The following is a 17,121-nucleotide window of genomic DNA, read 5'->3' as shown; positions in this document are numbered from 1 at the left end:
TTGATTAACCAAATCTTTCGTGTGCAATCGAATACCGAACCGGGTGGGCAGGACTACCCGCGCCCAGTTCATGGCGGCTATGTCGAGGCGGGCGTGGTGCTGCGGTGCAGAAATCATATATGCTGCAATGCAGAAACGATGGGCATCGCCCGTCAAAGATTTTGAGCGGCAATCGGAAAGTGAGATACCCAATGAAATTTGCATTTACCCTAGTGACACTCGCCCTGACGGCAACTCCGGTTCTGGCCGACGAAATGACCCTGACCTCGCCAATGGCGTCCGAGACGCTGCACGAAGGCGGGCTGGACATGAACGTCTATTTCGTTGAAGCCGAAGAAGGCTATGAGGTCATCGGCACCTACACCGCGCGCGCTGGTGCCTATGCGCCCGCCCGCATCCAGATGCTGATGCAGGACGGCGATTCGGTCGCTTTCGGCATGCCGGGCGTTCAGGACGTACTCTACAGCTTTGAGCGCACCGGCGACTCGCTGCACGTCTCGGCCGAAAATACCGGCCTGCAATACGCCAGCAACTGACCCGGAAAGGGCTCGCCTGAGGCGAGTTCCTTTTGATCGACATGACCCGCCGCGCACCCCGCGGCGGGTTTTCTTGTGCCACAACCGTAAACCGGCTCTGCATGGTCCTGTGCAAGTGCGCGCATGGCTGCCTCTGGCGGGCGTATTCGGAAAGAGAAGAAGTCGGCGAGGGATCCGAACTCTTGCCTTTCCAAATCGATTGCGGCGGGGCGGCACGGTCTTCGGCGACGGTACCGGGGCTATGACGTCACGTTTGGCGGTGACAGGCGCTGCGCGATGCTGTGTGGTGCAGGCTCAAAGGGGAGGGCTTTTGCATGACACAGTATCCACATCTTCTGGCACCGCTGGATCTGGGATTCACCACGCTTAAGAACCGCGTGGTGATGGGATCCATGCACACCAATCTGGAAGAGGCAAAGGACTGGAACCGGGTGGCGGAATTCTATGCCACGCGGGCGCGGGCGGATGTGGCTCTGATGGTGACCGGGGGTATGGCTCCCAATCGTGAAGGCGGCGTCTTTCCCGGGGCCGCAGGGTTGTTCACACAAGAAGACATCGCGCATCACCGGATGGTGACGGACCGGGTGCATGAGGGTGGCGGCAAGATCGCGATGCAGATTCTGCATGCCGGTCGCTATGCCTATGGGCCGGAATGCGTCAGCGCATCGGCAGTGAAATCGCCGATTTCGCCCTTTCCACCCCAGGCGCTGGACGAGGCTGGGATCGAAAAGCAGATATCCGACATCGTGACATCGGCGGTGCGTGCCCGTGAGGCGGGGTATGACGGGGTCGAGATCATGGGCTCGGAGGGGTATTTCCTCAACCAGTTTCTGGTGACCCATACCAACAAGCGCGAAGACCGCTGGGGTGGGTCCTATGAGAACCGGATGCGGCTGCCGGTCGAGGTTGTGCGCCGCGTGCGCGCAGCGGTGGGAGCGGATTTCATCCTGATCTATCGGCTCAGCATGATCGACCTTATTCCCAATGGATCGACCCACGAGGAAGTGGTGCAACTGGCGCAAGCGGTCGAGGCGGCAGGGGCCACGATGCTGAACACGGGGATCGGCTGGCACGAAGCACGCGTGCCGACCATCGCGACAAGCGTACCAAGGGCGGCCTTTACCTGGGTCACGCAAAAGCTGATGGGCAAGGTCGGCATCCCGATCATCACGTCAAACCGGATCAACACGCCCGACGTGGGCGAACAGGTTCTGGCAGATGGCTGTGCCGACATGGTGAGCATGGCACGGCCCTTCCTTGCCGACCCGGAGTTCGTGAGCAAGGCGGCCAGCGGACGGAGCGCACAGATTGCACCCTGCATCGCTTGCAATCAGGCCTGTCTGGATCACACCTTTAGCGGCAAGGTGTCCACCTGTCTGGTCAATCCGCGCGCCTGTTATGAGACTGAACTGGTCGTCACGCCGGTCGATTCGGTGAAATCCGTTGCGGTTGTGGGCGCTGGTCCTGCCGGGCTGTCTGCCGCGCTGACGTCGGCGGAAAGAGGACACACTGTGTCGCTGTTCGACCGTTCCGACCGCATCGGGGGGCAACTGAACATGGCCAAGCAAGTTCCGGGCAAGGAAGAGTTCCGTGGCCTTGTCCAATGGTACGAAACCATGGTGGCCGAACGCGGGATCGACCTGCGACTGAACACAAACGTCACGGCGCAGGATCTGGTCGGGTTTGATGAGGTGATCATCGCAACCGGCGTCGTGCCGCGCGATCCCGGTATCCCCGGGCAGGATGGGCCTAACGTGCTCAGCTATATCGAAGTGCTGCGCGCAAAGGCCCCCGTTGGCAAAAGGGTCGCCATCGTTGGGGCGGGTGGCATCGGCTTTGATGTGGCGGAATATCTGGTGGAGGACGGCGCAAGTCCGACCGAGGATTTGGATTGTTGGATGCGTGAATGGGGCGTGGCGGACCCGGAAACTGTCCGTTCCGGACTCGCGCCCGAGGGACCACAGCCCCAGCCACCTGCGCGCGTGGTCACCCTGTTGCAGCGCAAGGCAGAAAAGCCCGGCAAACGCCTGGGCAAAAGCACGGGCTGGATTCACCGGGCAACCCTGCAGATGAAGCATGTCAGGATGGTCGCCGGGGTGAATTACGAAGCTATCGATGCCGACGGGTTGCACATTTCTTATGGCGAAGCGCGCGAGCGGCCAGAGGTGATCGCCTGTGACACGGTTGTGCTGTGCGCTGGACAATTGTCAGAGCGGAGTCTGGCCGATGAGTTGCAGGCTATCGGAGTGGCGTGTCATGTTATCGGCGGTGCGCATGTGGCGGGCGAACTGGATGCGAAACGGGCGATTGATCAAGGGACTCGGCTGGCTGCCGGTCTCTGATTCGGGGATGAGCACAAAAGTCGCCTTTCGTAACGGAAGGCGGAACGTTGGCGGAGGAAGGGCGGTTTGTTCGGTGAAGGTTGCGGGCATAAAGTCCGCGCCGCAACTGAACGGAGCAAGTCATGCCACGCATTTCAGACGCAAACATTCTGATCGTTGCCACCCATGGATTCGAGAAATCCGAACTTGAGGTCCCGCGCGACGATCTTCGCAACGCCGGGGCTACTGTGAAGGTCGCATCCCTTGACGGGAAAATGATCCGCGCTTGGAGCGGTTCCGACTGGGACGGAGAGGCAGAGGTCGATCTGCCGGTTAGAGATGTGGACATCGCGCAATTTGATGCGCTTGTCCTGCCCGGTGGCCAGATCAATCCTGACCTGTTGCGAGTGGAAGACGATGTGATCGCATTGGTGCGCAACTTTTACAATCAGCGCAAGGTGATCGCAGCCGTGTGCCACGCGCCCTGGATTTTGGTTGAGGCTGATATCGTGCTTGGACGTGACATGACATCCTATCACTCGATCAGGACAGATGTGATCAACGCCGGTGCAAACTGGCATGACCAAGAGGTTGTCGCGGACCATGGGCTTGTCACAAGCCGCAACCCGAATGACCTGAAGGCGTTCGTCTCTAAAATCATCGAAGAGCTGGAAGAAGGCACAGATGACCGTAAGGTCGCTTAACTTTTCCAGCCGCTGTTTTTGACCACAATCGGGGCCGCTTCCTATCTGGGGGCGGCCTTTTGCTATGTCACTCCGGACGGTGATCATCGTCTTTTCGAGTTTAAGGTAAACATGAGCCAAATCTGTCAGAAGCGTTTGTAAATATGGTCCGTCGGCGCACGGAACAAGCCTGATATCGGTCTGAGCGCCGCTGAATTGCTGAAGGTTTCGCCCTGCTGTCGCGCTTGCGCCGTTCTTGTGCCTGAATTGCGGACAATAGAGCCTGCAGAAACCCGTACGCAAGGAGACCACATGGATCGTCTGACGGAAATGGAGGCATTTGCCAAGGTCGTCGACCAGGGGGGCTTTACTGACGCCGCCAAGAAGATGGGTATTTCGAAATCGGCAGTGTCCAAATACATCTCCTCGCTGGAGTCGCGCTTGGGTGCGCGGCTGCTGAACCGCACCACGCGCCGTGTCAGCCCGACCGAGATCGGCCTTGCCTACTACGACCGTGCGCTCCGGGTTTTGAATGATGCAGGGGAGGCGGACGCGCTAGTGGCTTGCATGCATGCAGTGCCTTCGGGTTTGTTGCGGATCTCGGTGGCCACGGATTTCGGCGTGAATCATCTGAGCCGGGCGCTGCCTGACTTCCTCGCCAAATTCCCGGACATCACTGTCGATATGGACCTGAACAACCGGCATGCGATGTTGGTGTCCGGGGGCTTTGACGTGGCTGTGCGCATCGGAGCGCCGGAGGAGGACGCACTGTGCGCCCGTAAGCTGAGCGAGACGACGATGCGGATGATCGCCTCGCCTGGGTATTTCGCAAAATACGGGCACCCGCAGAAAATCGACGATCTGAGCGAACACAAACTGCTGCACTATCGCAGTCAGGCGAGCGGGAATGTCTGGAACGTGATCGCGCCATCGGGCGAAATGCGTCAGATCCGCACTGTGGGCTCGCTCTCTGTAAATGACGGGCAATCTGTGCTGAACGCTTGCGTTGCCGGGCTTGGTATCGCCTACCTTCCGTCCTTTCTTTATGCCCATGCGATGGCCCGCGGGCTGGTCGAGGATGCAATGCCCGATTTGCCCGTCGAGGCGTTGGGTATCTATGCGGTCTACCCACCGGGAAAGATCACCCAGCCTAAAGTGCGCGCCTTTGTTGATTTTCTGGTCGAGACCTTTTCGGAAAAAGGCAGCGTTGATTGGTGAGGTATTGGATCAGGCGGGCTTGCCGTCTGGCTACGAGAGAGAGGTTCTGACAGGCCGACTCGTCTTGGCGCGGCTGTCTTCGATCCGAGCGCAAGTGCCAAAGCTCCTGTCGGATTGCCTCGGGCGGTCTGCGGGCGTAGACCCGGGCCATGCGCGTGATCGAAAATATCATCAGCGACCGGGGGTCGAAATACGCCGTTTCGGGTGTCCCTTGCGGATCCGAGGAGGAGGCGAAGGCCCTTGTCCGGGAACTGACCAAGCGCAAGAAATTCGCCAAGGCGACACATCATTCCTGGAGTCTGATCGCCGGTGGGATGCAGATCAAGAATGACGACGGCGAAAGCGGTGCGGGTCTGGTCATCCTGCGGATGCTCGAACGCGAAGAGCTTCTGGATCATGTGGTGATCGTGACCCGATGGTATGGCGGCAAGCATCTGGGCGGCGACATGTTCCGCCATGTCCAAGAGGCGGTTCGGCTCTATCTTGCCGACCTTCGCGGCTGACAGGTCAAGCCCCTTCAGGCACCGGGCATCAGCACGGCCTCGATCCGCCGATTTTGCAGGCGTCCCTCTTCGGTAAGGTTCGTGCTCAAGGGTGACAGATAGCCGACACCCTCTGCCTCAAGGCGGTCGGCCGCGATGTCGTACCGGTTGCGAAGATAGGTCACGGCGGCCATGGCGCGGCGGCGTGACAGGGCAATATTGGCGCTCAGTGAACCGGTGGCATCCGTGTGGCCAACGAAAGTGATACGGGCATCAGGATTCTTCTCAAGATATGCGGCCAAAGTGTCGAGCGAGGCGATGGGCCCGTCGCCAAGGTCTGACACGCCGCTGGGAAATTGCAGATCACGCAGGACCACATGGCCTGAGATTTCCAGACGGTCTGACAGCGGCCCAGAATCCGCGTTCAGGACGGGCGACGCCGAGGGCGTCACTGCCAGCGGCGGCGAAGCAACTGGGCTTGCGCGGACGATCTGGATGAAACCGGCGGCAGCACTGCGGCTGACCAGCAGACTGATCCCGTCGCCATCGGGCGTGCGGGCCGACAGGAACCGGAAGTCGGTCAGGTCGACATACATATCGGGGCCGCGCAACACCTCTGTATTGAAACGGAAATCGAAGCCGCCGCAGATCCGTGCGTTACAGTCGAGCACGATGTCATATCCGGCCTCTGTGATCTGGTCGCGCAGGCGGGCCATGATCTGCTGCGTTGTGGCGCTTTGGCCGTCAAGGCGCCAAGCCTGCCGGGTGACGGCACCTTCGATGCGCACCGTGGGCAAACCCTCCTCGCCCCACGGCCCGGTGGGCAGGCGGTAGCTGCCGGCAACGGTGGCGGTTTCTGTGGTCAGCCGCGCGCCAAGTGGCAGCGACAGATCAAGCGCCGCCGCCGGTGGTGCCGAGAGAACCAGCAGAACCAGAGTGGCCAGCCGCAAGGCCTTAGCGTGCTTGTGCGTGATATTCGTCATTCGGCCGCATGTCCGTGGCAGAGGCCACACGGTTGGTCATGTTGAAGAAGCCAGCCACATTCGCGATGTCCCAGATGCCACGATCATTGAAACCTGCGTCGCGCAGGGCCTGACGGTCGGCATCGGTGATCTCAGCACTGGCGCGGGTCATTTTTTCGGCAAAGGTCAGCATGGCAACCTGGCTGGGTTCCAGTCGCGCGGCCCGCCAGTTCATCACCAGCATCTCGCCCAGCTTTGGATTGCCTGACAGTTGGCGGACGGCGGCACCATGCGCGGTCAGGCAGTAAAAGCACTTGTTCACCGACGACACAACGACGGCAATCATCTCGCGCTCAAGCTTGCTAAGGACCGAATCGGCCAGCATCAGGTCGTTGTACATCGCGATAAAGGCATTGAGCTTGTCGATGTCCGACGCATAGGCCTGCAGAACGTTGGGGATCATTCCCAGCTTTTCCGTGCAGATGTCAAAGTACTTCTGCGTCTCTTTGGGCAGTGGGTCGATCATCGGCAGGTCGAGCGCAGTAGGCTGTTTAGGTGTCACGTCGCGGGATCCTCGGGCTTGATGCGGTAATGATACTGTCCCACAACCGCCATCCCGAGGGAAGCGTAGAGCCCGTTGGCCCCGGCGTTCGTCTTTGTACACAGGACAGCCATATGCGTGCCGCCGTTGGCCTGAGCCCAGAAGGCGGCGCAGCGCATCATCCATTTGCCAAGGCCCTTGCCGCGGTGCGCGGGCAGGATTTCCAGCGCATGGACCATGGCGATGCCCTTGTGCAAAGCGCAATAGCCCGTGCCGGCCGGTTTGTCGTTTTCGCGCCCGAACAGGCCGGTCTTCGGGGTCTGCGCCCGTTCCATCACCGCGATCCGTTCGGGACCTATACCACCCTTCGCCCAGATTTCGCGCATGATCGCCAGCGGTTCCCAGATGGCAAAGGCCGTCACGCGCGGGATGGGTTTGTCTGTCAGTTGTTCAAGAGGGCAGAGCCAGACGTTGACTGGATCGATGATTTCATAACCCCGTGCGGCGAGCGCGGTGTCGAGCGCGCCCTCGCCTGCGCGGATCATGAACAGCGGGGTCTGGCCCCGGGCCTCCATCGCGGCCTCTGCACTGGCAAGATCGCCCTCGATCCAATTTCCGTCAGCGGTCGCGGCAGAAACACGTTTGCCGCCGCCCGCGCCGTCACGCAGGGTGACGGGGCCGTATCCGGTGCGGCTTGCGGGGGGCCAGGTCGCCTCGGTCACCGCATAGAGGAAGTCCAGGTCGGGAATCATGCGGGGAACAGCCCGGACAATTTCGTCATGGCTGCGTTGACGCGAGCGGCATCCGTGCCGCGAATGACGATGTTGGCACCATAGGCACCGTCCTTTTGATAGGGATAGGACCCCATCTGAAGGTCGTCGAATTCCTGAGCAAGCTCGGCCAGAGGGCCGGCAATATCACCTTCGCCGCGCTGGATGCGCAGGGTCTGGGACAGCAATGGCGCGCCGCCGATCAGGGTGGGAAGGACGCTGGCGACCATGGCCTGAAACACCGCCGGCACCCCGGCCATCACATGGACATTTCCGATGGTGAAACCGGGCGCGATCGACACCGGATTGTCGATCAGCGTTGCGCCTTTGGGGATACGCGCCATGCGCAGGCGGGCGGCATTCAATTCCGCCCCCTGCCGGTCATAATGCGCCTGCAGCAGGGCGCGGGCGTCGTCGCGGACGTCGATGGGCACACCGAAAGCCTGCGCGATGGCATCGGCGGTGATGTCGTCATGTGTCGGGCCAATCCCGCCCGAGGTGATGACCGTGTCGAATGTGGCCCGCAGGGCATTCACGGCGCTGACGATTGCCGCGCTCTTGTCCGACACGATGCGTACCTCTTCCAGGTCGATGCCCACCTTGGTCAGCTCGCCCGACAGGTAATACATGTTCGCCTCGCGGGTGCGCCCGGACAGGATCTCGTCTCCGATCACCAGCATTGCGGCGGTGGGGTTTGGCATCGCGGACTCCTTGCCTCTGTCCATGGCTCAGGTATAGGGCCGGGCCATGCGGTTTCAAACCCCCCTCATTCCCGCGGTGCTGATCCGCCGCTACAAGCGGTTCCTGGCAGATGTGCGTTTGATGGACGGGCAAGAGGTCACGGCTCATTGTCCCAACCCCGGTTCGATGATGGGGCTGGCTGATCCGGGGCTGCCTGTCTGGCTCGAGCCGAACGACGACCCGAAAAAGAAGCTGAAATACGGGCTGCGGCTGATCGAGGTGGACGACGCTCTTGTGGGTGTCGATACCGGGGCGGCGAACCGGGTACTGCGGGAGTCGCTGAACGTCGGCGAGATTCCGGGGCTGACGGGCTATGATCGCGTCCTTCCTGAGCAGAAATATGGCACAGGTAGCCGGATAGATTTCCTGTTGCAGGGCGCGGGTCGGCGCGATGCCTATGTCGAGGTCAAGTCAGTGACCCTGTCGCGCCGTCCGGGCCTGGCCGAATTCCCTGACAGTGTGACGGCCCGAGGCACAAAGCACCTTGGTGAACTGGCAGCGATGGTGGACCGGGGACATCGCGCCGTCCTTGTCTATCTGGTGCAACGGACGGACTGCGCGACGGTCAGCGTCGCTGCGGATATCGACCCCGCCTATGCAGCCGCCTTCGCCACGGCGAAAGAGGCGGGGGTCGAGGTGCTTTGCCTCTCATGCGCGATTTCCTCTGAAAGGATCGATGTCCTGGGGACACTACCCTATGAAACGGCCCCTGCTGGCCGCCGATAGGATGCCAATGCCCTTTTTAGAAAGATTGGGGTTTCCCAGGAATTGAGGGTGCTTCGGTCCGCAGCGGCTGAAAGGGAATGCTGCGATGCCGCGAGGCACTGGAACTTCGCGGCTGGCTGCATTAAGTGTCAGAAAACACTGATGACGGAGCTGCAGACCGTGAACGAAGACACGCGAGGACGTCTTACAAGGGACGGCATACGTATTTACGATTCATCGGACTTCGCCGGCATGCACAAAGCTGGCGAACTGGCTGCGCGCATTCTGGATGACGTGGCCCCGATGGTAGACGTAGGTGTAAGCACCGGCGATATCGACGCTTTTATCCAGGCGCGGGTCGAGGCGGCGAATGCTGTTTCGGCGACCATCGGCTACAAGGGCTATCAGCACGCCAGCTGCATCAGCGTGAACCACGTGGTCTGTCACGGCATTCCGGGCGACAAAAAGCTCAAGGATGGGGACATTCTGAACATCGATGTCACGGTGATTGTAGATGGCTGGTTCGGTGATACGAGCCGGATGTATGTTGCCGGCAAGCTGGCCCGCAAGGCTGAGCGCCTGATTCAGATCACCCACGACAGCTTGATGAAGGGCATCGAGGCGGTAAAGCCGGGCAACACTTTTGGTGACATCGGCCACGCTATCCAGAGTTTTGTCGAGGCGAACCGCATGTCCGTTGTGCGCGATTTCTGCGGCCACGGGCTGGGACGTGTGTTTCATGCGCCGCCGAATGTATTGCACTATGGCCGGGCTGGAACCGGACCGGTTCTGGAAGAGGGCATGTTCTTCACCATTGAACCGATGGTGAATTTGGGTCGACCTGAAACCAAGGTACTGGCCGACGACTGGACTGCGGTGACACGTGACAAGTCACTGTCTGCGCAGTTCGAACATTCTGTCGGCGTGACCTCGGACGGGGTGGAGATTTTCACATTGTCGCCGGGCGGTCTCTTCCACCCGACCTATTAGGCGATTCGCAGAGATCGTGCCGACCTCCGATCCTTTGGGATGGAGGCCGACGGTCAAAGCGTTTTCTCAGTCAAAGCGCCAAAGTGCCGGGATGAAGCGATAGGCGTCGCCGTCGCGCATCACGTTGCCGATCCCCGGGAAGGGAAAATGGTAGCCCAGCACGGCGATACGGTCGGTCGCTGCCATGTCCAGCAGCCGGCGACGGGTGGCAATGGTCTGATTGCCGTCCATGTCGGCTTCATTCACCCAATCCGGATGCGCAAAGTCTAGGTATGGGTTTGTCATGGCATCACCTAGGACGAAAAGCTGCTCACCCTCGCTCTCAATGGCGACGGACATGTGCCCCGGGGTGTGGCCGGGGGTCGCGATCACCCGGATACCAGGCACCACCTCTTGATCGGGTTGCAGTAGCGTCCAGTCGGCGCCATCGACATCAATCGAATTCTGCGCGCCCAGAACGAACTGCTGAAGCTCTGCGGGAACGCGGTTGATCAGGCCTTCGTCCATCCAGAAGGTGCGCTCGGTCTCTCCCATATAATAGGGGATACCTGGCAGGATCGCTTCGTCAAAGCCGTCGCGGATGCCCCAGATGTGATCCGGATGAGCATGGGTTATGATCACATGGGTGATCGAGCCTGGGTCGATTCCGGCAGCCGCCAAATTGGCCATAAGCCGCCCGGTCGTGGGCATGAAACGGTCACCCGACCCTACATCAATCAGGACCCGGGAATCACCGCTGTCGATCACGATGTGATTTGTATGCGAATAGCCACCGTCGAGCGGCAGGAAGTGGGCGGCCAGAAATGCGTTGCGGGCGACCGGATCAGCGTTGACCGCGATGGTCGAAGCCGGACGATTGAAAAATCCGTCCGAAACGATGGTCAGTTTCATTTCCCCGAGGGCAAAGGTGACATGGGCTGGATTCAGATTTCCCACGGGTCCGAGTTCGGCAGAGGCTGCCACCCCGGCTGACAGTGTGACCGCAGGCAAGGCGGAAGACATCTTTAGGATGTCGCGACGGGTAGGACGGATTATTGTCATCTCGGGTCCTTTTTAATTCACGTATGCGAATATAAGGTTAGGACCTTTGCGCCCGAATTGCACGACGTTTTATCGTGGTATGCGGCAGCGTTTCACAATAGCCTGATGCCAGCAGAAACGACCACGCCGGACAAAACTGCCAACGCTGACAATACCACAAACCAAATTCGGTTATAAATGGGCGTTGGCTGATAGCAATCTCCGCAGCGGCTGCGCCCAAACCGTAAATGATGATCGCAATAGGGGCAGTAAAAAAACCTGATCCCGGACCGTTTTCTGTAAATTTGTTCTCTCATGATCTAGCCATCTTCTTCGTTGACCTTTGCGCAGAAACTATTGCCGTGGTCGCAAACCATCAGCCCGCCAGAAAGTGCCTTTTGCATTTCTCGGCGATTGTATTTCTAAGTAGAAGCGACCATGCAGTCGTTCAAATGTGGAAATTGAGCGCCAGACCCCGACTAGTCGAAACTACCCAAAATACTGCGTAATTTGCAGTCTAACCGCTTATGGGTGCGCGATATTTCGTATTGCCACCAAAACACTCAACTTTGAGACCGGATTGCCCTGCGGAGCACGTTACCGTTAGGTAAAGCGTATCACGACAATTTGTCATTAACAAGGCATTGATATGCAAATTGGCTTCATCGTTGGGTTGTGCTCGCAGTTTACGCAATAATTAAAAAGATTTGGGTGAGTATTGGGCAATATGAAATATTTCGCGTTCGCTCTCTATTGAAATCCGCATATTCCTATCGCAGCGTTGCTACGCTGATTTTATTCTTTCGGAACGCCGGAAGCGCGCAGCAGGGTCACATGCGTGTCACCGTAGCGCCGAGTTTCAAGAAGCGTAAAACCGGGCGCAGAGGCCTGCGGCGCGCTTTCCTCCCAGACAATCAAAGCCCCAGGCGCGATCCAGCCATTGGATACTGCAGCTTCCAGCGCGCGCTGGCCCAGACCCTTTCCGTAGGGTGGGTCAAGAAAAACGAGGTTGGCCGGAGATTCGTCGGTAGCGGGAAGTCGGCTGGCATCGCGGTTCAGGATGCGGCATTGCCCAGCAACACCCAAAAGCCGGATATTGTCGCGCAACAGGGCATTCGCCTTGCGTCCATCATCGACAAAGGTACCGCGTTCGGCCCCGCGCGACAGTGCCTCCAACCCCAGGGCGCCAGTGCCTGCAAAGAGGTCGAGAACAACGGAACCGGTAAACGGATCGTCGAAACGGCCACCCGCCAGCATGTTGAACAGACTTTCGCGAACGCGATCCGTGGTCGGACGCAGGTGCGCGCCGGGATCGCCCTTGCCCACCGGGGTCAGGTTGCGGCCGCGCAGGCTGCCGGCGATGATCCTCATGCCTTGAGCAAGTCTTTGAGGTCGGTAGCCGGGTCGCTGACGGCGGACGGCGCGGGCGATTTGCCTGCCTCGATCAGCCGCTTTCCAACCATGTAAGCGCGGGGATCGTTCATCGCGTCCAATGCCAACAGGGTTTCGCCGCGATAGTACCAGAAGGACACGACACCCCCGGTATGGGAACCGCTGGCACCTTCGGGGGTCTTGCGGGTGACGATGGTGTCATATCCGGTGTTAAGTCCCGCGATCTGCAGTTTGACGTCGAACTGATCGGACCAGAACCATGGTTTGGCCGTGTAAGGCACGTTTGCCCCCATAATGTTATCCGCGACGCATTCGGCCTGATCGATCGCGTTTCCAACGCTTTCCAGCCGGATACGCGTACCGTTCCATGGAAAGGAGGCACAATCACCAGCCGCCCAGATCGCCGGATCAGAAGTGCGCCCGAAACTGTCAGTCCTGATGCCATTCTCAAGCGCGATCCCTGCCTGTTCAGCCAGATCGGTGACGGGCGTGATGCCGACCCCAACGATGACGAAATCCGCCTCCAGCCTTTCGCCGTTGGTCAGTTCCGCACCGGTCACGCGGTCTTCACCCAGAAGCCGCGACAGGCCGACGCCTTCACGCAGGGTGACGCCGTGACTTTGGTGCAATACGCGAAAATAATCCGATGTCTCGGGCGCGGCGACACGTTGCAGGATCCGGTCAGCCATTTCGATCAGCACCACCTCAAGCCCCAGCTTGCGGGCAACTGCGGCGGCTTCGAGCCCGATGTAGCCGCCGCCAACGATCAGCACCTTTGCGCCAGCGGTGAAACGCGGCGCCATGGTGTCGACATCGGCAAGGGTGCGCACGGTAAAGACACCGTCGAGGTCGCCGCCGATTGCAGCCGGGAGGCGGCGCGGGGTCGATCCGGTGGCAAGGACAAGATGGTCGTAGGGCAGAACCACACCATCAGGCAGCGATACGGTTCTGGCATCGGCGTCAATGTCGGCGGCCCGGGCACCGGTGCGCAGGTCAATGTTCTGATCGCTATAATAGCTGGCGGGGCGCAGGTAGAGCCGCTCCTGCTCCATTTCGCCAAGGAGGTAGGCCTTTGACAGAGGCGGGCGCTGATAAGGGGGGACAGGTTCGTCACCGACCAATGTGATATTCCCGTCAAAGCCCTGCTTGCGCAGACGGGCCACCAATGCGGACCCGGCCTGTCCTGCGCCGATCACCACGACTTTGCTCATCTGTGTCCCCTTTGGTCTGCGTATTGGTCATTGCTGGGCGCACCCTATATGCGCAAGGTGACGAAACGCAATTCAGAGGACATGCAGATATGACGATTTCGACAGGGAAGAAGCTGCCCGACGCGACACTGGTGCAGATGGGCGAATCCGGGCCAGAGGCCGTTGAACTGGCGGCAAAGCTCAAGGGCCGCAAGGTTGTCATCTTTGCGGTTCCGGGGGCGTTCACCCCGACCTGCCATTCGGCGCATGTGCCAAGCTTCATCCGCACCAAGGATGACTTTGCCGCCAAGGGTGTGGACGAGATCATCTGCATCTCGGTCAACGATCCCTTCGTGATGAAGGCCTGGGGCGAGGCAACAGGCGCTTCGGCGGCCGGAATCACCATGCTGGCTGACGCAAGCAGCGCGTTCACCGATTCGATCGGCATGGCCTTTGATGCGCCGCCCGCAGGCCTGATCAAACGCTCCAAGCGCTATGCGATGCTGGTCGAGGACGGAGTCGTGACGCAGTTCATGCCCGAGGAAAGCCCGGGCACCTGCGAGGTTTCCGGTGGTGAGTCGTTACTCGCTGCTCTCTGATTAAAAAAGAGGCCAGCGAGGGTCGAGGACCGGTTCCTCTTCACTTGCTGGCCTCGTCGCCGAATTTCACAACGTATCAAGCTTGCTCGCCATCTTGGTGTCCAGCGACGACAGGCCCCCGACGTCATGGGTGGTCAGCGTCACCTCGACCGTCCTGTAAACATTGGACCATTCCGGGTGGTGATTCCATTTTTCGGCCCATAACGCGGCGCGTGTCATCCAGCCGAAGGCTTCGATGAAGTTGGCGAATTTGTAGGTCTTGTGGATCGCATCGCGCCCGTCGACCATCGCCCAGCCGCTGTCGAGCAGCGGTTGCAGGACGGTATCGCGGGCGGTGTCTGACAGCAATTCGGTCATTGGCGTTCCTCTCTTTGGTCCTTCCTGAACGGTCCGTAGGCCGTAAGGATTTCGATATCTTCGCTCACTGCGGCGGCTTCGGCCTTAAGATACTTTTCAACCGCCCTCGCGAAACCCTTGTCGGCGATCCAGTGTAGCGAATGTGTGGGCACCGGCAGGTAGCCGCGGGCGAGTTTGTGTTCGCCCTGCGCGCCCGCCTCAACCCGGGCCAACCCGTGCGCGATGGCAAAGTCGATGGCCTGATAGTAGCAAGCTTCGAAATGCAGGCAGGGGTGATCCTCAACACAGCCCCAGTAGCGGCCGTAAAGCGTCTCGCGACCGATAAAATTCAGCGCGCCGGCCACGTACTGGCCATCACGCACCGCCATCACCAGCGCAATGTCATTCCGTAGGGTCTCTTGCGCGATGTCAAAGAACGCCCGAGTCAGATACGGGCTACCCCATTTGCGCGCGCCGGTGTCCTGGTAAAAAACCCAGAAGGCATCCCAGTGTTCCGGCTGGATCTGGTCGCCGGTGAGAATTTCGATTGTGCCGCCAAAGGCCTGCGCCTTTTCACGCTCTTTGCGGATGGTCTTGCGTTTGCGCGAGCTAAGCGAGGCCAGAAAGTCCGAAAAGGTGTGGTAGTCGTCGTTAACCCAGTGGAATTGCTGGGTGGTGCGGGGCATCAGACCCATCTTGCCGCCGCCGATGGCTTCGGCTTCGGTGCAAAAGGTCGCGTGCACCGAGGACAGTTCATTTTCAGAAGCGAACTGGACTGCGCCCTGAACAAGAGCGGACATGCCGATTGCTTCGAATCCCGGCTTGGTCAGAAAACGCCGACCCGTCGCGGGGGTAAAGGGGACAGCGATCTGAAGCTTTGGGTAATAATGCCCGCCCGCGCGTTCAAAGGCTTCGGCCCAGTTGTGGTCGAAAATATATTCACCCTGACTGTGGCCCTTGGCATAAAGCGGTGCGGCGGCGATGGTCTGGCCATCCATGTCGGCCACAAGATAGCGCGGATCCCAGCCGGTGCCCGGACCGACAGAGCCCGATTCCTCCAAGGCCAGCAGGAAGCGGTGCGTGGTGAAGGGATCATTGGGGCGGCTGCCGTCAGCGGCCTCTGGGCAAGCGCAGGCATCCCACTCGGCAGCGTCGATCTGGCGTAGCGAGGTCAGCACGTTGATTGTTATGGTCTGGTCCGGGCTCTGCTCGGTCATGGGCGCCCCCCTTGTTGTGACTCTAATCTGTGCCTCGGGGGGCGGGGGTCAAGCTGTGTAGCCCTCAAAGGTTACATTGTGCGCGACTTTGCGCGCCTCTGCCTCGGCCTCGGCGGACCGGATCGTCCAGCACAGAATAGCTGCGCCCTGATGCTTGAGTGCGGCGACGCGCGTATACCTCAGGTCGGCGGCGTCATGGCTGATGAAAGATGCACCCACGCGATCAAAATCCGGGATTTCCCTAAGAGTTTTGCGGATCGCGGCAGGAATGGTTGGCCAGTCGTCAGCCGTATAGGCGCAGGTGGTCAGACCGCGGGGCAGATCAGGCGCAAGGTCGGCCATCCTTGCCACCGAATGCGGGTTGAAGGACATCACCGCCGCCGGTCCGGTATAACCGGCAAGGTCGCGGGCCGCTGCCTCTTCCAACGGTCCGACAGAGGGGCCAAGCGCGCCGTCCTGATCTTTTATTTCGATCAGCAGCGGCACCTGACCCGCCACAAGGGCAAGGATCTCTTTGAAGGTCGGAATGGTCTCATCGCCCCCTTTCAGGGGAATACGGGCCAATTCATCCGCAGAACGTTGCTGCAAAGCGCCGGTTTCGGGCGTCAGGCGCGACAGGGCATAGTCGTGAAAGACCATGGCCACACCATCCGCAGACAGCTGCAGGTCGATTTCGATCCCGTAGCCTGCTGAAACCGCGCGTCTGACGGCGGAGCGAGAATTTTCAGGCGCGCCCGGCCCGTGAAGGGCGCGGTGCGCGATGGGCCGAGACAGAAAGGCCGTTGGCAGGGAGGTCATTCGATTTCGAAAATGCCTTCGATTTCGACGGCGACACCCAGCGGAAGGCTGGCTGCGGATACAGCCGAGCGGGCATGACGGCCAGCGTCGCCGAGGATCTCGACAAAGGTGTCCGATGCGCCATTGATCACCTTGGGTTGGTCGGTGAAATCGGCGGTGGAGTTGACGAAGCCGGTAAGCTTGACGACCCTCTTGAGGCGGGTGAGGTCGCCGTCTAGGGCAGCCTTGACCTGAGCCAAAAGGCTGAGCGCACAGGCTTTGGCGGCAGCGGCACCGTCTTCGACCGCCATGCCGTCGCCGAGTTTCCCGGTGATCAGCCCGTCTGGACCGTTGGATATTTGGCCCGAGACATAGAGCGTGGCGCCGCTGCGTACGAAGGGCACGTAATTGGCGGCAGGCGCAGGGGCGGCCGGAAGCGTGAGGCCAAGTTCAGCCAGGCGGGTTTCGATGGGGTTGGTCATGTGCGGGCCTTTCGGGTCATGTTCGGGGGCAGGCTAGGCGAGCCTGCACGGATTGAAAAGGCCAACGCTCAACAGTTTGTGCGGCGGATTTTCAGGGCCGCAGCCCGGAAAGGCGGCAAGCGCTGGACAAGAGGATCATCCAGTGCGTGTCCGCCTCTT

General features: G+C 60.1%; 19 protein-coding genes. 8 read left to right on the top strand and 11 right to left on the bottom strand.

Annotation, left to right across the window (positions count from 1 at the left end; all coding sequences use genetic code 11):
• Positions 1 to 191 precede the first annotated feature (191 nt).
• The 5 genes from CHB75_RS09380 to CHB75_RS09360 all read left to right on the top strand — a co-directional run bounded on the left by CHB75_RS09380 (position 192) and on the right by CHB75_RS09360 (position 5,261).
• Complete coding sequence (locus CHB75_RS09380) at positions 192 to 536, top strand: hypothetical protein (protein ID WP_089270291.1); 345 nt, start codon at positions 192 to 194, stop codon at positions 534 to 536.
• Between the two features lie 314 nt (positions 537 to 850).
• Entirely contained in the window at positions 851 to 2,878 is a 2,028-nt protein-coding gene (locus CHB75_RS09375; protein ID WP_089270290.1) for an NADPH-dependent 2,4-dienoyl-CoA reductase, read from the top strand.
• A 122-nt stretch (positions 2,879 to 3,000) separates the two neighbouring features.
• Entirely contained in the window at positions 3,001 to 3,561 is a 561-nt protein-coding gene (locus tag CHB75_RS09370) for a type 1 glutamine amidotransferase domain-containing protein (RefSeq protein ID WP_089270289.1), read from the top strand.
• 291 nt (positions 3,562 to 3,852) lie between these two features.
• Entirely contained in the window at positions 3,853 to 4,758 is a 906-nt protein-coding gene (locus tag CHB75_RS09365) for a LysR family transcriptional regulator (RefSeq protein WP_089270288.1), read from the top strand.
• A 149-nt stretch (positions 4,759 to 4,907) separates the two neighbouring features.
• On the top strand, positions 4,908 to 5,261 hold the full coding sequence (locus tag CHB75_RS09360; RefSeq protein WP_089270287.1) for a YigZ family protein: 354 nt from the start codon (positions 4,908 to 4,910) through the stop codon (positions 5,259 to 5,261).
• 14 nt (positions 5,262 to 5,275) lie between these two features.
• Here the strand turns inward: CHB75_RS09360 and CHB75_RS09355 are convergent, their stop codons facing one another.
• The 4 genes from CHB75_RS09355 to CHB75_RS09340 are packed head-to-tail and all read right to left on the bottom strand — an operon-like array spanning position 5,276 to position 8,214.
• Positions 5,276 to 6,223 (bottom strand): OmpA family protein, encoded by a 948-nt coding sequence (locus CHB75_RS09355; protein WP_089270286.1) that lies wholly within the window; start codon positions 6,221 to 6,223, stop codon positions 5,276 to 5,278.
• Positions 6,195 to 6,728, bottom strand: coding sequence for a peroxidase-related enzyme (locus tag CHB75_RS09350; RefSeq protein WP_176439110.1), 534 nt, complete (start codon positions 6,726 to 6,728; stop codon positions 6,195 to 6,197). Before CHB75_RS09350 ends, CHB75_RS09355 begins: the two co-directional genes overlap by 29 nt.
• 32 nt (positions 6,729 to 6,760) lie before the next feature.
• The gene (locus CHB75_RS09345; protein WP_089270284.1) at positions 6,761 to 7,495 is read right to left on the bottom strand and encodes a GNAT family N-acetyltransferase; all 735 of its coding nucleotides are present in this window, start codon (positions 7,493 to 7,495) and stop codon (positions 6,761 to 6,763) included.
• A complete protein-coding gene (locus CHB75_RS09340) occupies positions 7,492 to 8,214 on the bottom strand; it encodes a competence/damage-inducible protein A (RefSeq protein WP_089270283.1) in 723 nt (240 codons plus the stop codon). The genes CHB75_RS09345 and CHB75_RS09340 overlap by 4 nt, the downstream gene beginning before the upstream one ends.
• Positions 8,215 to 8,260: 46 nt before the next feature.
• Here CHB75_RS09340 and sfsA point away from each other — a divergent pair, with 46 nt between their 5' ends.
• Together sfsA and map are read left to right on the top strand one after the other, a co-directional pair.
• Positions 8,261 to 8,980: a DNA/RNA nuclease SfsA gene (sfsA, locus tag CHB75_RS09335; RefSeq protein ID WP_089270282.1), complete on the top strand. Its 720-nt coding sequence runs from the start codon at positions 8,261 to 8,263 to the stop codon at positions 8,978 to 8,980.
• Between the two features lie 141 nt (positions 8,981 to 9,121).
• Entirely contained in the window at positions 9,122 to 9,949 is an 828-nt protein-coding gene (gene map / locus CHB75_RS09330; RefSeq protein ID WP_089270281.1) for a type I methionyl aminopeptidase, read from the top strand.
• Positions 9,950 to 10,015: 66 nt separating this feature from the next.
• Here the strand turns inward: map and CHB75_RS09325 are convergent, their stop codons facing one another.
• The 3 genes from CHB75_RS09325 to CHB75_RS09315 form a co-directional block, all read right to left on the bottom strand.
• Positions 10,016 to 10,990, bottom strand: coding sequence for an MBL fold metallo-hydrolase (locus CHB75_RS09325; RefSeq protein WP_089270280.1), 975 nt, complete (start codon positions 10,988 to 10,990; stop codon positions 10,016 to 10,018).
• A gap of 774 nt (positions 10,991 to 11,764) precedes the next feature.
• A complete protein-coding gene (gene rsmD, locus CHB75_RS09320; protein ID WP_089270279.1) occupies positions 11,765 to 12,340 on the bottom strand; it encodes a 16S rRNA (guanine(966)-N(2))-methyltransferase RsmD in 576 nt (191 codons plus the stop codon).
• Positions 12,337 to 13,572, bottom strand: a complete 1,236-nt coding sequence (locus CHB75_RS09315; RefSeq protein WP_089270278.1) for an NAD(P)/FAD-dependent oxidoreductase — start codon at positions 13,570 to 13,572, stop codon at positions 12,337 to 12,339. The genes rsmD and CHB75_RS09315 overlap by 4 nt, the downstream gene beginning before the upstream one ends.
• Before the next feature lie 89 nt (positions 13,573 to 13,661).
• On the opposite strand from CHB75_RS09315, the gene CHB75_RS09310 reads away from it, so the two are divergent.
• Positions 13,662 to 14,150, top strand: coding sequence for a peroxiredoxin (locus tag CHB75_RS09310; protein WP_089270277.1), 489 nt, complete (start codon positions 13,662 to 13,664; stop codon positions 14,148 to 14,150).
• A 66-nt stretch (positions 14,151 to 14,216) separates the two neighbouring features.
• Here CHB75_RS09310 and CHB75_RS09305 read toward each other — a convergent pair whose 3' ends face one another.
• The 4 genes from CHB75_RS09305 to CHB75_RS09290 are packed head-to-tail and all read right to left on the bottom strand — an operon-like array spanning position 14,217 to position 16,962.
• Positions 14,217 to 14,507, bottom strand: a complete 291-nt coding sequence (locus CHB75_RS09305; RefSeq protein ID WP_089270276.1) for a 4a-hydroxytetrahydrobiopterin dehydratase — start codon at positions 14,505 to 14,507, stop codon at positions 14,217 to 14,219.
• Positions 14,504 to 15,703: a GNAT family N-acetyltransferase gene (locus CHB75_RS09300; RefSeq protein ID WP_089270275.1), complete on the bottom strand. Its 1,200-nt coding sequence runs from the start codon at positions 15,701 to 15,703 to the stop codon at positions 14,504 to 14,506. The genes CHB75_RS09305 and CHB75_RS09300 overlap by 4 nt, the downstream gene beginning before the upstream one ends.
• A gap of 48 nt (positions 15,704 to 15,751) precedes the next feature.
• A complete protein-coding gene (locus CHB75_RS09295) occupies positions 15,752 to 16,501 on the bottom strand; it encodes a glycerophosphodiester phosphodiesterase family protein (protein WP_089270274.1) in 750 nt (249 codons plus the stop codon).
• A complete protein-coding gene (locus CHB75_RS09290) occupies positions 16,498 to 16,962 on the bottom strand; it encodes a RidA family protein (RefSeq protein WP_089270273.1) in 465 nt (154 codons plus the stop codon). Before CHB75_RS09290 ends, CHB75_RS09295 begins: the two co-directional genes overlap by 4 nt.
• Positions 16,963 to 17,121 lie beyond the last annotated feature (159 nt).

It is taken from the genome of Puniceibacterium sediminis, assembly GCF_900188035.1.
Taxonomy (GTDB): Bacteria; Pseudomonadota; Alphaproteobacteria; order Rhodobacterales; family Rhodobacteraceae; genus Puniceibacterium; species Puniceibacterium sediminis.
Note: the sequence above shows the minus strand (reverse complement) of the source record. Positions and strands in the feature narration are given on the sequence as shown.

Excerpts from the sequence above, each read along its gene's own strand:
- CHB75_RS09375 (WP_089270290.1), top strand. The coding sequence starts at position 851 with ATGACACAGTATCCACATCTTCTGGCACCGCTGGATCTGGGATTCACC.
- CHB75_RS09360 (WP_089270287.1), top strand. The coding sequence starts at position 4,908 with ATGCGCGTGATCGAAAATATCATCAGCGACCGGGGGTCGAAATACGCC.
- CHB75_RS09355 (WP_089270286.1), bottom strand. The coding sequence starts at position 6,223 with ATGACGAATATCACGCACAAGCACGCTAAGGCCTTGCGGCTGGCCACT.
- CHB75_RS09350 (WP_176439110.1), bottom strand. The coding sequence starts at position 6,728 with ATGATCGACCCACTGCCCAAAGAGACGCAGAAGTACTTTGACATCTGC.
- CHB75_RS09380 (WP_089270291.1), top strand. The coding sequence starts at position 192 with ATGAAATTTGCATTTACCCTAGTGACACTCGCCCTGACGGCAACTCCG.
- sfsA (WP_089270282.1), top strand. The coding sequence starts at position 8,261 with ATGCGGTTTCAAACCCCCCTCATTCCCGCGGTGCTGATCCGCCGCTAC.
- CHB75_RS09340 (WP_089270283.1), bottom strand. The coding sequence starts at position 8,214 with ATGCCAAACCCCACCGCCGCAATGCTGGTGATCGGAGACGAGATCCTG.
- CHB75_RS09305 (WP_089270276.1), bottom strand. The coding sequence starts at position 14,507 with ATGACCGAATTGCTGTCAGACACCGCCCGCGATACCGTCCTGCAACCG.
- CHB75_RS09315 (WP_089270278.1), bottom strand. The coding sequence starts at position 13,572 with ATGAGCAAAGTCGTGGTGATCGGCGCAGGACAGGCCGGGTCCGCATTG.
- rsmD (WP_089270279.1), bottom strand. The coding sequence starts at position 12,340 with ATGAGGATCATCGCCGGCAGCCTGCGCGGCCGCAACCTGACCCCGGTG.
- CHB75_RS09310 (WP_089270277.1), top strand. The coding sequence starts at position 13,662 with ATGACGATTTCGACAGGGAAGAAGCTGCCCGACGCGACACTGGTGCAG.
- CHB75_RS09300 (WP_089270275.1), bottom strand. The coding sequence starts at position 15,703 with ATGACCGAGCAGAGCCCGGACCAGACCATAACAATCAACGTGCTGACC.
- CHB75_RS09370 (WP_089270289.1), top strand. The coding sequence starts at position 3,001 with ATGCCACGCATTTCAGACGCAAACATTCTGATCGTTGCCACCCATGGA.
- CHB75_RS09290 (WP_089270273.1), bottom strand. The coding sequence starts at position 16,962 with ATGACCAACCCCATCGAAACCCGCCTGGCTGAACTTGGCCTCACGCTT.
- CHB75_RS09365 (WP_089270288.1), top strand. The coding sequence starts at position 3,853 with ATGGATCGTCTGACGGAAATGGAGGCATTTGCCAAGGTCGTCGACCAG.
- map (WP_089270281.1), top strand. The coding sequence starts at position 9,122 with ATGACGGAGCTGCAGACCGTGAACGAAGACACGCGAGGACGTCTTACA.
- CHB75_RS09295 (WP_089270274.1), bottom strand. The coding sequence starts at position 16,501 with ATGACCTCCCTGCCAACGGCCTTTCTGTCTCGGCCCATCGCGCACCGC.
- CHB75_RS09345 (WP_089270284.1), bottom strand. The coding sequence starts at position 7,495 with ATGATTCCCGACCTGGACTTCCTCTATGCGGTGACCGAGGCGACCTGG.
- CHB75_RS09325 (WP_089270280.1), bottom strand. The coding sequence starts at position 10,990 with ATGACAATAATCCGTCCTACCCGTCGCGACATCCTAAAGATGTCTTCC.